Origin of the sequence: Mesorhizobium sp. M2A.F.Ca.ET.043.05.1.1, from assembly GCF_003952445.1 — a bacterium.
Taxonomy (GTDB): Bacteria; Pseudomonadota; Alphaproteobacteria; order Rhizobiales; family Rhizobiaceae; genus Mesorhizobium.
This window is the reverse complement of record NZ_CP034446.1, coordinates 4,138,075-4,150,908: the sequence shown is the minus strand read 5'-3', so window position 1 is coordinate 4,150,908 and position 12,834 is coordinate 4,138,075. Positions and strand designations below refer to the sequence as shown.

Below are 12,834 nucleotides of genomic sequence, written 5' to 3'. Positions count from 1 at the left end.
AGGCATGACGATCTACAGGGCGCCGATCCAGGACACGCTCTTCGTGCTCAACGACGTGCTGGGCTATCAGCGCTATTCCAATCTTCCCGGCTTCTCGGACGCGACGCCCGATGTGGTCGAGGCGATCCTTGCTGAAGGCGCCAAGCTCGCCGAGAACGTCATGCATCCGCTGAACCGGCTTGGCGACATGCAGGGCTGCGTGCGCCATGACGACGGCTCGGTGACGACGCCCAAGGGCTTCAAGGACGCCTACGACCAGTATCGCGAGGGCGGCTGGATGGGGCTTGCCGCACCCGCCGAGTTCGGTGGCCAGGGCCTGCCCTATGCGGTCCACACCGCCGTCTCCGAATACATGATCTCGGCCAACATGGCGCTGATGATGTATCCCGGCCTGACGCAAGGCGCGATCGCGGCCATCGTCACCCATGGCACGGATGAACAGAAGGCCACCTGGCTGCCGAGGCTGATCGAGGGCGGCTGGACCGGCACCATGAACCTCACCGAGCCGCATTGCGGCACCGATCTCGGCCTGCTGCGCACCAAGGCCGTTCCCAACGGCGACGGCACTTACAGGATTTCCGGCCAGAAGATCTTCATCTCCGCCGGCGAGCACGACATGTCGGACAACATCGTCCATCTGGTGCTGGCTCGCGTCGAGGGCGCGCCGGAAGGCGTCAAGGGCATCTCGCTGTTCATCGTGCCGAAGTTCAAGCTCGATGCCGCGGGCAATCCCGGTGAGCGCAACACGCTCTCCTGCGGCTCGCTCGAGGAGAAGATGGGCATCCACGGCAACTCGACCTGCGTCATGAACTATGACGAGGCCGAGGGCACGCTGCTCGGCGAATTGAACGGCGGCTTGAAGGCCATGTTCACGATGATGAACGAGGCCCGCCTCGGCGTCGGCCTGCAGGGGCTTTCGGTCTCCGAGATCGCCTATCAGAACGCCGTCTCCTACGCCAAGGACCGGCTGCAGGGCCGTTCGCTGTCGGGTGCCAAGGCGCCGGACAAGAAGGCCGATCCGATCATCGTCCATCCCGACATCCGCCGTTCGCTGATGACCATGAAGGCCTATAACGAGGCCGGCCGCGCGCTGGCGCTCTGGACCGCCATCAAGTCCGACGTCGCGCATCGTTCCGGCGACGACAAGGACCGCCAGGCGGCCGACGACTACACCGGGCTGATGACGCCGGTGGTCAAGGGCGTGCTCACCGACAAGGGTTTCGACCACGCGGTGATGGCCCAGCAGGTGTTCGGCGGCCACGGCTATATTGAAGAGCACGGCATGAGCCAGTTCGTGCGCGATGCCCGCATCGCCATGATCTATGAAGGCGCCAACGGCATCCAGGCGCTCGACCTCGTCGGCCGCAAGCTGGCGCAGAATGGCGGTCGCGCCGTGCAGGCCTTCTTCAAGGAGGTCGGCGAGTTCTGCGAGGAGAACCGCACTGATGAGAAGATGGCGCCCTTCACCAAGGCGCTGAAGAAGGGCCTCAACGACCTGCAGGCCGCCACCATGTGGCTGGTGCAGAACGCCATGGCCAAGCCCGACAACGCAGGCGCGGCTTCGAGCGACTACATGCATCTCTTCGGCCTTGTGGCGCTTGGCTATATGTGGGCGCAGATGGCAAAATCCGCGCAGGCCAAGCTCACGGAAGGCGCCAATGGCGCTGCGCCGTTCTACGATACCAAGCTGGTCACGGCGCGCTTCTTCATGGAGCGCATCATGCCGGAGACGGCGACGCGGCTTGCCCGCATTTCCAGTGGCGCGGACACGCTGATGGCGCTGCCGGCGGAAGCGTTCTAGGTTCGGCGGGCCGGCGCAGCCGGCCCACAATCGTCGGAACGCGGAGGAAATCGTGACGACAAATCCAGCCGAAATTCTTGGTCTTCCGAAGCCCGCCTGGGCGGCGGATGAGGTCGGCATGCTCTACGACATGGCGTCCCGCTTCATGGCCGAAGAGATTGCGCCGCGCTACGACGAGTTCGAGAAGAACGAGATGTTCGACCGCGAGAGCTGGCTGAAGGCAGGAGCAGCCGGCCTGCTCTGCGCTTCCATGCCGGAGAAATATGGCGGCTCGGGCGGGACTTTCGCGCATGAGAGCGCGATCATCGAGGCGATCGGCCATGTAGGCGTCGACGGTTTCGGCATCGGCCTGCACAATTCGATCGTCGCACCCTACATTCTTCATTACGGCTCCGAGGAGCAGAAGCAGAAATGGCTGCCGAAGCTTGCGACCGGCGAGCTTATTGGCGCCATCGCCATGACCGAGCCTGGCGCCGGCTCCGATCTGCAGGGCGTCAAGACCCGTGCCGAGAAGGACGGCAACCATTACAAGATCAGCGGCTCGAAGACCTTCATCACCAATGGCCAGCTCGCCAACCTGATCATCGTCGTCACCAAGACCGATCCGGACAAGGGCGCCAAGGGCACCTCGCTGATCGTCGTCGAGACCGACGAGGTTGAGGGTTTTCAGCGTGGCCGCAACCTCGACAAGATCGGGTTGAAGTCGAACGACACGTCCGAGCTGTTCTTCAACGACGTGCGCGTGCCGACCTCCAACCTGCTCGGCCACGAGGAGGGCAAGGGCTTCGTCCAGCTGATGCAGCAATTGCCGCAGGAGCGCCTGCAGATCGGCACCGGCGCGATCGCCATGATCGAGCGGGCGCTGGCGCTCACCATCGATTACGTCAAGGAGCGCAAGGCCTTCGGCAAAGCGGTCATCGATTTCCAGAACACCCAGTTCAAGCTGGCCGAGCTGAAAACCGAGGCCACCATCGGCCGTGTCTTCTACAATGACTGCGTCGCCCGCCACATCGACGGCGGCCTCGACCCGGTGACCGCCTCGATGGCCAAATACTGGCTCAGCGACCTGCAGGGCAAAGTCGTCGACGAATGCCTTCAACTGCATGGCGGCTATGGCTACATGAATGAATATCCGATCGCCCGCATGTACCGCGACGCCCGCGTCCAGCGCATCTATGGCGGCACCAACGAGATCATGAAATTGCTGATCGGGCGCTCTCTCTGAGCGTCGCGGCCGGCAAACCTACAGGAGCACGAAATGGCCGAAGCTTACGTCTATGACGCCGTGCGCACGCCGCGCGGCAGGGGCAAGAAGGATGGCGCGCTGCATGAAGTGCCGGCGGTGCGGCTCGCGGCGAAGACGCTCGAAGCGTTGCGCGACCGTAACGGGCTCGACACCGGCAATGTCGATGACATCATCTTCGGTTGCGTCGATCCGGTCGGCGAGGCGGGCTCGGTCATTCCGCGCGCCGCCGCCTTCGAAGCCGGCTACGATACCAAGGCGCCGGGCATGCAGATCTCGCGCTTCTGCGCCTCGGGTCTCGACGCCATCAATTTCGGCGCCGCCAAGATCGCGCAAGGAGCGGACGAGATCGTCATTGCCGGCGGCGTTGAATCCATGTCGCGCGTCGGCATGGGCATGTCCGGCGGTTCCTGGTTCATGGATCCGTCCGTCGGCCTGCCCGGCTGGTTCGTGCCGCAGGGCATCTCCGCCGACCTGATCGCCACCAAATACGGTTTTTCCCGCGATGACGTCGACGCCTATGCCGTCGAGAGCCAGAAGCGCGCCGCCAAGGCCTGGGGTGAGGGGCGGTTCAAGAAGTCGGTGATCCCGATCAAGGACCAGAACGGCCTCTTGATCCTCGACCGCGATGAGCACATGCGGCCCACGACCGACATGCAGTCGCTGGCCTCGCTCAACCCGTCCTTTGTCATGCCGGGCGAAATGGGCGGCTTCGACGCGGTCGCCGTGCAGAAGCATCCGGAGGTCGAGGAAGTGAACCACGTCCACCATGCCGGCAATTCGTCGGGCATCGTCGACGGCGCCGCCGCCGTGCTGCTCGGCTCGAAGAAGGCCGGCAAGTCCATGGGCCTGAAGCCGCGCGCGCGCATCCGCGCCTTCGCCAATATCGGCTCGGAGCCGGTGCTGATGCTGACCGGCCCGGTCGACGTCACGGAGAAGCTTCTGAAGCGCGCCAAGATGAAGCAGTCGGACATCGACCTGTTCGAGCTCAACGAGGCCTTCGCCTCCGTCGTGCTGCGCTACATGCAGGCCTTCGACATTCCGCATGACCAGATCAACGTCAATGGCGGCGCGATCGCCATGGGCCATCCGCTCGGCGCCACCGGCGCCATGATCCTGGGCACGGTGCTGGACGAGCTGGAGCGCCGCGACCTCAACACCGCGCTGGTCACGCTCTGTATCGGCGCCGGCATGGGCACCGCCACCATCATCGAACGCGTCTGAGGGAGAGAAGAGATGAGCTACACCAATTTCACCCTCGACGTGGATGCCGACGGCATTGCCTTGATCACCTGGGACATGCCGGATCGTTCGATGAACGTCTTCACCGAAGAGGTGATGCGCGAGCTGAACGCCATCGTCGATAAGGTGGCCGGCGATGCCGCCATCAAGGGCGCGGTCATCACCTCCGGCAAGGACAGCTTCTCCGGCGGCGCCGACATCACCATGCTGCAGAAGATGCTCGCCATCTTCGCCGCCGACAAGGAGAAGGATCTCGACAAGGCGACCAGGACGCTGTTCGACAATGCCGGCTATATGACGGGCCTGTTCCGCAAGATCGAGACCTGCGGCAAGCCGTTTGTGTCGGCGATCAACGGCACCTGCATGGGCGGCGCCTTCGAGATGTCGCTTGCTTGCCACGGCCGCGTCGCCGCCGATTCCGACAAGGTGAAGATGGCGCTTCCCGAAGTGAAGATCGGCATTTTCCCGGGCGCCGGCGGCACCCAGCGCGTGCCGCGGCTGACCGACCAGCAGCAGGCGCTGCAGATGCTGACCACCGGCCAGAACCTGTCGCCGCAGAAGGCGAAGCAGATGGGCCTGATCCATGAGATCGCGGAGCCCGCGAAGCTTATCGAGGCCGCCAAGGCGATGATCAAGAACGGCCTGAAGCCGGTGGCGCCCTGGGACGAGAAGGGCTTCAAGCTGCCGGGCGGTCCGATCTATTCGGCGGCCGGCGCCAATCTCTGGCCGCCGGCTATCGCCATTTTGCGCCGCGAGACCTACGGCAACTATCCGGCGGCGGCCGCGATCCTGAAATGCGTCTATGAAGGCCTGCTGGTGCCGTTCGACACGGCGCTCAGGATTGAGCAGCGCTATTTCACCGAGATCATGCAGTCGAAGGAAGCGGCGGCGATGATCCGCTCGCTGTTCCTGTCGCTACAGGAACTGAACAAGGGCGCGCGACGCCCGGCCGGCGTGCCGGACACCAAATTCAAGAAGATCGGTATCCTCGGCGCCGGCTTCATGGGCGCCGGCATCGCCTATGTCACGGCAAAAGCCGGCATTCCGGTCGTGCTGCTCGACCGCGACCTGCCTTCGGCCGAGAAGGGAAAGGCGCATTCCGACAGCCTGATGGCCGATCAGGTCAAGAAGGGCCGCGCCAAGCCGGAAGACAAGGACAAGCTCCTGTCGCTGATCACGCCGACGGCGGACTATGCCGACCTTGCTGGCTGCGACCTCGTCGTCGAGGCGGTCTTCGAGGATTCGGGCGTGAAGAAGGATGCCACCGAGAAGGCCGAGGCGGTGCTGAAGTCGTCGGCAATCTTCGCGTCGAACACGTCGACGATCCCGATCACAGCGCTGGCGAAGAATTCGGCGCGGCCGAAGAACTTCATCGGCATCCACTTCTTCTCGCCGGTCGACAAGATGATGCTGGTCGAGATTATTCTCGGCAAGAAGACGGGCGACAAGGCCTTGGCCGTCGCCTTCGACTTCGTGCGCGCCATCAAGAAGACGCCGATCGTCGTCAACGATACGCGCGGCTTCTATGTCAACCGCTGCGTGCTGCGCTACATGTCGGAAGCCTACAAGATGCTGATCGAGGGCGTTCCGGCGCCGATGATCGAGAACGCCGCCAAGGCCGCCGGCATGCCGGTCGGCCCGCTGGCGCTGACCGACGAGACGGCCGTCGACCTTGCCCAGAAGATCATGAAGCAGACCATCAGGGATCTCGGCGAGAAGGCCGTCGATCCGAAGCAGATGGCGCTGATCAACACCATGGTCGACACGCATGGCCGCTTCGGCCGCAAGAACGGCAAGGGCTTCTACGACTATCCGGCGAAACCCGCGAAGAAGAAGCTGTGGCCGGGCCTGAAGGATCTCTACCCGCAGCTCAACCCTGACAAGATCGACTATGAGGAGTTGAAGCAGCGCCTGCTGGTCACCATCGCGCTGGAAGCGGCGCGCGTGATGGAGGAAGGCATCGTCACCGATCCGCGCGAGGCCGATGTCGGCTCGATCCTCGCCTTCGGCTTCGCGCCCTTCACCGGCGGCGCCCTGTCCTACATCGACGACATCGGCGCCAAGCGTTTCGTCAAGATCGCCAAGGGCCTGCAGAAGAAATATGGCGCCGAGTTCAAGGCGCCGAAGCTTCTGCTCGACATGGCCGAGAAGGGCGAGACCTTCTACCAGCGCTTCGACCCCTACCAGAAGGGCGAGGTCAGAGAGGCGGCCTGACGAACCCCGACCATGTATGTCTGGGGGCGAATGGCACGCACCATGGCCACGGCGCCGAGCCGTGGTCCCTATCGGGCCGGCGAGGAAAGCCGGCTCGCCTTTCGCTGCCTGCCGATCGACATCGACTTCAACCTGCATCTCAACAACGCCCGCTACATGATGCTGGCCGATCTCGGCCGCATCGACATCTTCCTGCGCATCGGCCTCATCGCGCTGGCGCGCAAGAATGGCTGGGCGCCGATGATCGGGGGGCTGCAGGTCGCCTATGTGCGGGAGATCAGGCTGTGGCGGCGCTTCGAGGTGGTCTCGTCGATCGAGACCTGGGAAGGCACGTCCGTCATCGGCAGGCATCGTTTCGTCCTCGATGGCGGCGAGACGGCAGCGCTGATCCTGACCACCGGCGGCGTCTATGACCGCGGCGGGCGCCGCTTCCTCGACATCGACGAGGTCGTCGCGGCACTCGGCCGAGCCGCCCGGCCGCGTCCGCCGACCGAAACCGAACGGGCATTCATGATTTCGCACAAGAATTTGCGCGAGCAGGCCAAGGCGGCCTGATCGTCGGCGATCCGACCCTTCGCCAGTGGACAATCAGACGGTCGCGCGCTAGACAGGCTTGAGGCATTTTTTCCTGTTTTCGAAGGAGAGCGGACTTGCTCTCACACGATCGCGTCTGGGCCGCAATCGACGCTCTCGCCGAGCGCTATTCGCTGTCGGCTTCCGGCCTTGCCCGACGCGCGGGCCTCGATTCGACGGCCTTCAACAAGTCGAAGCGCCTGTCTTCCGACGGCAGGCCACGCTGGCCCTCGACCGAATCGCTGGCCAAGATCATCGAGGCCACCGGCGCGTCGCTCGAGGAATTCACCGGACTTGTCGAAGGGCGCGCTGCCTCAGTCGCCCAACACCGCAGCGCCGTTCCACTGCTCGGTTTCGCGCAGGCTGGCGCCGGCGGCTTCTTCGACGATGCCGGCTACCCGGCGGGGCAAGGCTGGGATCTGGTCGAGCTTCCCGCGCGGGCGACCGAGACGTCCTACGCGCTGCAGGTGCAAGGCGATTCCATGCTGCCGCTCTACCGCAATGGCGATGTGCTGATCGTCGAACCCGGGGCGCCGACGCGCAAGGGCGACCGCGTCGTCGTCAAGACCACCGCCGGGGAGGTGATGGCCAAGGTGCTCGACCGGCAAACGGTGAAGTCGATCGTGCTGGTTTCGCTCAACCCCGCCCACCCGGACCGCGACATCCCGACGCGCGACATCGAATGGGTGGCTCGCATCGTCTGGGCGAGCCAGTAGGTCCGGGCCGGTGCGGCTTCTTAAGATCATCCTGACGGTTCTGGCGGTTCCGGTGATGGCCGCGCTCGTCGTGGCAGGCGGCCGCGTGGTCAAGGGGCATGAGAGCGTCATCACGGTCGATCAGATCGATCCCATCGCCGATGCGCTCCCCACCGCCGGGGACGATACCCCTTCCGCTTCCGGCGCGGATACGCTCCCGGAAGAGCCGACGACCTCGGCCATTCCCGCGCCAGCCGTTCCGCAGCCACCGAACCCCGTTGTTCACTCGAGGGCCATCGATCCCGATGTCGTGGCGCCGCCGGAACTGTCGGACCAGGAACTCGAACGGGTCGAACCGCGCGCGCCGCTCAGCGATCTCGCGCTGGCCGGGCCGCCCAAGCCGCCCAAAACGAAGATGCCGGGCGACTGGAACGGCACCAAATTGTTCCAGCCGGTCGCCACCGCCGCCGGGCTGATCGAGGCGAAGGGCTATGCGGTCGCCGTGTCAGGCGTGGACGCCGTCAAGGCGGACGAAACCTGCAGCGACCAGGGCCAGAACTGGGCCTGCGGCGCGCGCGCCAGGACAGCCTTCCGCGCCTTCCTGCGCGGCCGCGCGGTCGCCTGCGCGGTGCCGCCGGAAGGCGGCCGCGACACGATTTCCGCCGAATGCCATATCGGCAACCAGGACATCGGTCAGTGGCTGGTCGAGAACGGCTGGGCGCGCGCCGTGCAAGGCGGCCCCTATGTCGAGGCCGAGAACAAGGCCCGCTCCGAGAAGAAGGGTATTTTCGGCCCGGCGCCGAAGCTTGACGGCCTGCCGGCGGTGCCGGCCATGTCGGGTCCGGCGCCGGTGGCGCCGGATTCGATCCTGCCGGACGATGGCGGCGTCGTTACGCCGCCAGCTGACCAGCCAGCGCCCGCTCAATAAGCGCGCGCGTCTCGGCGACGCCGTAGAGCGCGGCGAAGGAACCGAAGCGCGGTCCGCGTTCCTGCCCGATCAGCACCTGGTAGATCATCTGGAAGAAGGCGACGGACACGCCGGGTCCGCCTTCCGGGCTCTGCTTGGAATGGTCTTGGTAGCGCTCGATCTTGCGCGCAACGTTGAGCGCGGCATTCTGGATCGCTTCGCTGTCGGCGCCTTGCGGCAGCGCGCCGAGCGCTTCGGAAAGCCTCGCCAACGCCTCGCGCTCCACCTCGTCGGCGGCGCGGTAAACCTTGGTCGGCTTCACGAAGTCGTCGAAGTAGCGGATCGCGTAGCCGGTCAGCCGGTCGAGCTCCGGATGCGTCTTCGGCGTCACGCCAGGCGCATGCCGCGAGATGAAACCCCACAGCACCGCCTTGTCATGCGCGTTGGAGGCGCTGACAAGGTTGAGCAGCAGCGCGAACGGCACCGGCAGGTCGATGGCCGGCGGATTGCCGTCATGCATGTGCCAGACCGGATTGCCGAGCCGCTCCTTCCAGTCCTGGCGCGGATAGGCGCCAAGGAAAGCGTAATACTCGTCCACCGCCTTAGGGATGACGTCGAAATAGAGCTTCTTCGCCTGCCGCGGCCGCTGATACATATAGAGGCCGAGGCTCTCCGTCGGCGCGTAGGTCAGCCACTCGTCGATGGTCAGGCCATTGCCCTTCGACTTCGAGATCTTCTGGCCTTCCTCGTCGAGGAACAGCTCGTAGACGAAATGCTCCGGCGCTCGCCCGCCGAGGATGTTGCAGATGCGGTCGTAGATCGCCGCATTGGTCTGGTGGTCCTTGCCGAACATCTCGAAATCGACGCCGAGCGCCGCCCAGCGCATGCCGAAATCCGGCTTCCACTGCAGCTTCACATGGCCGCCGGTGACAGGCAGCGTCGTTTCGGTGCCTTCGTCGTCGAAAGTGATGGTGCCGGCCTTGGCGTCGACATTTATCATCGGCACATAGAGCACGCGGCCGGTCCGGGGCGAGATCGGCAGGAACGGGCTGTAGGTTGCCTGGCGCTCCGGCCCGAGCGTCGGCAGCATCACACCCATGATGTCGTCATAGCGTTCGGCGGCGCGCAGCAGCACCTCGTCAAAGCGGCCGGCCTTGTAGTACTTGGTCGCGCTGGCGAACTCGTAATCGAAGCCGAAAGTGTCGAGGAAGCGGCACAGCATCGCGTTGTTGTGGTCGGCGAAGCTCGCATAGTCGCCGCCGAACGGATTGGGCACCGAGGTCAGCGGCATATGCAGATATGGCTCGAGCGCGGCGCGGTCCGGCACGTTGTCGGGGATCTTGCGCATGCCGTCCATATCGTCGGAGAAGCACAGAAGCTTGGTCTTGACCTTGTCCTGCGTCAGCACGCGGAAGGCATGCCGCACCATGGTTGTGCGCGCCACCTCGCCGAAGGTGCCGATATGCGGCAGGCCGGACGGGCCGTAGCCGGTCTCGAACAGCACGGTTTCGGGGAAATCCTTGCCCTTGTACCGGGCGATGATTTTCTTCGCTTCCTCGAACGGCCAGGCCTTGCTCTCGGCCGCCGCGGCAAGCATCTCGGGATTGAGATCGATGATGTTTGATCCCGTCATATCGAAGTTCCAGTCATGGCCGTCTTGCGGCGGATAAGATTTGTCGACCGGTCTCTAGGCGCGACGGGCCGGAGCGTCAACGATTTGCGGCGGTTTTCCTTGCGGCGCCACACTCGCGTCCCTACGTTCGAGCCTCACTTCCAAATGCATGTCACCCAGAAGTGTGTCGCGGTTTGTGGGAATGACATGCACGCTGCCAGGAGTTTTGAATGCCTTTGTTGACGCCGCACGAAGCCCTGATCCACCTGATGGTCATCACCTCGGCTTCCGATCGGGACATGACCGATGTCGAGCTGGCGCGGATCGGCGACGTCGTCCGTTCCTGGCCGGTTTTCGTCGACTTCAACCAGGACAGGCTGATTCCAGTGGCGCAAGCCTGCCAGAAGGCGCTGCATGAGAAGGGTGGGCTGGAAGGCGTGCTGGCCCGCATTGCCGAAGCGCTGCCGGAGCGGCTGCGCGATACAGCCTACGCCGCCGCTTTCGAGGTCGCCGCCGTCGATCTCGAAATGCGCATGGAGGAGGTCAGGGTGCTGCAGCTCATCCGCCTTCAGCTCGATCTCGACACGCTGACCGTGGCCGCGATTGCGCGAGCGGCCAAGGCGCGCCTACGCACGCTGACTTAGCGTTGGCAGCAACCTTCAGAAGAAGCTGACGGGAAAATAGCGCAGATAGAACTCGGCGAAGGTGCCCTTGATCGAGATTTCCTGCAGCGCATAGTCGAAGGCGGCGGCCAGCGCCGGATCGCCCGCCCTGGTGGCGATCGCCATGCCCGAGCCCAGATATTCCGGCGCCAGATACGGACCGCCAGCAAAGCGGCAGCAGCCGGCCGCGTCGGAGCCGCCCAGCCAGAAGGCGAAACGCATGCCGTCGCCGAAGGCGGCGTCGACCTTGCCGGCCTTGAGATCGGCATAGAGGGCTTCCGGTGTTTCGAACGTCACCACCTGCACGGTGCTGAAGTAATCGCGCAGCATTTTCTCATGCGCCGAGCCGGCGACGACGCCGACCCGCTTGCTGCGCAGCTTGTCGAGGATCGGCTCGGCGAAGGCCTTCGCCTTCGGCATGATGAAGCGTGCCGGGAACTGCATATAGGAGCGCGAGAAGGCGTATTTCTCGCGGCTCGCTGGCGTCGCCGCGATGCCGGCAATGATCGCCTCGCCCTCGCCCTTCTGCAGGGCATCCTCCAACTCGTTCCACGGCAGGGCCTGGATCTGGCATTTCTCGGCGACGCCCAATTCCGCGCAGATTGCCCGCGCCAGGTCGATGTGGAAACCGGACAGGCGACCCGCGCCGTCGAGGAAGTTGAAGGGCGGAAAATCGGTGGTTGTGAGGAATCTGAGTCGCGGCAGAGCGGAGAGATCGGGTTTCGGCAACCGCTCCTTGGCATCCCACAGCACCGGCACCTGCGGCTCCGCGCCTTGAGTCGCGCCGGCAAAGGGCAATACGCCGGCAAGTGCGGGCATCAGGGCCAGAGTTATCCACCGCAAGATCACGATATGGCTCCGCCCTCGTCCCCGTTCGCAGGCTTTTCGTATGAAAATGATGCAGGCACAACGGTTTTTGATTTCAAGCGGTTAAATTAAGCGTATGGTTCAACCCGTTGCAAACGACCCTGCGCGCCGGAAGGGGGAAGCTACCGGCTTTGCGGAGATCATTGCGACCCGTGGTTGATGGCGAAGGGGTGTTCGAGCGTCTACTATCGGCAATGAAAAAGCAGAAGCAACATGGGGTAGATGTTGCGATGGGCCTGTTTGACAGAACTCTGGAATATATTGACCAGTTGCAGAATGCTGGCACCGCGGCGGCGGTTTGCGAGAGGCTGCTGGGCGTCACTTCGAATTTCGGCCTGACCGCCCTGATGGCGGGAACCGTGCCGCAACCTGGCACGCCACGCGGCCGGCAGAAACAGCATGTGATGCTTTGCGATTGGCCCGGCGAATGGCTGGAGCGCTACGTGGCGCGCAACTATGTCGACCACGATCCGGTCGTCAGTCACATGAAGCAGCTTCAGGCGCCGTTCCAATGGCGGGACGCGTCCAAGAACGCCGTAATCGACAAGAGCAGCGACGAGGTCATGGGCGACGCGCGCCAGTTCAAGCTGCGCGATGGTCTTGCGTTTCCGTTGGTGACGCTCGACGGCCAGATCGTCATGGTCTCGCTGGGCGGTGAATCCGTTGAACTGTCGGACCAGGAATTCGGAATGGTCTCGCTGGCGTCGACCTATGCGATCGGCCGCGCCATGCAACTGCACACCAAGGCCGACAGCGTCGTCGATCATATAGAATTGACGGCACGTGAGCGGGAATGCCTGCAATGGGCGGCCGTTGGCAAGTCCGAATGGGAGATATCTCAAATTTTAGGCATCTCGGAACATACTTCCGAGAAACATCTTCTCAACGCCAAGAGCAAACTCGGCGCAGCCAATCGGGTGCAGGCAGTCGCGGAAGCGATTAGGCGTGGCTATATTAGCTAGGTCGGCCGTGCCGAGCTGGAAAATTTCAGCCTACGCGATCACGTGATATTTCCAGA

Annotated in this window: 11 protein-coding genes; 9 read left to right on the top strand and 2 right to left on the bottom strand. The window is 64.0% G+C overall.

Going from position 1 to position 12,834, the window contains the following annotated elements:
* The first annotated feature begins 4 nt into the window (after window positions 1–4).
* The 7 genes from EJ069_RS20185 to EJ069_RS20155 all read left to right on the top strand — a co-directional run bounded on the left by EJ069_RS20185 (window position 5) and on the right by EJ069_RS20155 (window position 8,696).
* Window positions 5–1,801 carry an acyl-CoA dehydrogenase gene (locus EJ069_RS20185; RefSeq protein WP_126062802.1) on the top strand — a complete coding sequence of 599 codons (1,797 nt, stop codon included), beginning with the start codon at window positions 5–7 and terminating at the stop codon, window positions 1,799–1,801.
* 52 nt (window positions 1,802–1,853) lie between these two features.
* On the top strand, window positions 1,854–3,026 hold the full coding sequence (locus EJ069_RS20180; protein WP_126062801.1) for an acyl-CoA dehydrogenase family protein: 1,173 nt from the start codon (window positions 1,854–1,856) through the stop codon (window positions 3,024–3,026).
* Window positions 3,027–3,059: 33 nt separating this feature from the next.
* Complete coding sequence (locus EJ069_RS20175; RefSeq protein WP_126062800.1) at window positions 3,060–4,268, top strand: acetyl-CoA C-acetyltransferase; 1,209 nt, start codon at window positions 3,060–3,062, stop codon at window positions 4,266–4,268.
* 12 nt (window positions 4,269–4,280) lie between these two features.
* Window positions 4,281–6,500 carry a 3-hydroxyacyl-CoA dehydrogenase NAD-binding domain-containing protein gene (locus tag EJ069_RS20170; protein WP_126062799.1) on the top strand — a complete coding sequence of 740 codons (2,220 nt, stop codon included), beginning with the start codon at window positions 4,281–4,283 and terminating at the stop codon, window positions 6,498–6,500.
* A 12-nt stretch (window positions 6,501–6,512) separates the two neighbouring features.
* Window positions 6,513–7,055, top strand: coding sequence for a thioesterase family protein (locus EJ069_RS20165; RefSeq protein WP_126062798.1), 543 nt, complete (start codon window positions 6,513–6,515; stop codon window positions 7,053–7,055).
* Between the two features lie 95 nt (window positions 7,056–7,150).
* A complete protein-coding gene (locus tag EJ069_RS20160; RefSeq protein WP_126062797.1) occupies window positions 7,151–7,789 on the top strand; it encodes a helix-turn-helix transcriptional regulator in 639 nt (212 codons plus the stop codon).
* Between the two features lie 10 nt (window positions 7,790–7,799).
* Entirely contained in the window at window positions 7,800–8,696 is an 897-nt protein-coding gene (locus EJ069_RS20155) for a thermonuclease family protein (protein ID WP_245456216.1), read from the top strand.
* On the opposite strand, the gene EJ069_RS20150 is transcribed toward EJ069_RS20155, so the two are convergent.
* Complete coding sequence (locus EJ069_RS20150; protein WP_126062796.1) at window positions 8,659–10,308, bottom strand: lysine--tRNA ligase; 1,650 nt, start codon at window positions 10,306–10,308, stop codon at window positions 8,659–8,661. The genes EJ069_RS20155 and EJ069_RS20150 overlap by 38 nt on opposite strands.
* Before the next feature lie 209 nt (window positions 10,309–10,517).
* On the opposite strand from EJ069_RS20150, the gene EJ069_RS20145 reads away from it, so the two are divergent.
* A complete protein-coding gene (locus EJ069_RS20145; RefSeq protein ID WP_126062795.1) occupies window positions 10,518–10,931 on the top strand; it encodes a tellurite resistance TerB family protein in 414 nt (137 codons plus the stop codon).
* A gap of 15 nt (window positions 10,932–10,946) precedes the next feature.
* Here the strand turns inward: EJ069_RS20145 and EJ069_RS20140 are convergent, their stop codons facing one another.
* On the bottom strand, window positions 10,947–11,768 hold the full coding sequence (locus tag EJ069_RS20140) for a transporter substrate-binding domain-containing protein (protein ID WP_126064820.1): 822 nt from the start codon (window positions 11,766–11,768) through the stop codon (window positions 10,947–10,949).
* 278 nt (window positions 11,769–12,046) lie between these two features.
* On the opposite strand from EJ069_RS20140, the gene EJ069_RS20135 reads away from it, so the two are divergent.
* Entirely contained in the window at window positions 12,047–12,778 is a 732-nt protein-coding gene (locus tag EJ069_RS20135) for a LuxR family transcriptional regulator (protein WP_126064819.1), read from the top strand.
* The last annotated feature ends 56 nt before the right edge of the window (window positions 12,779–12,834 follow it).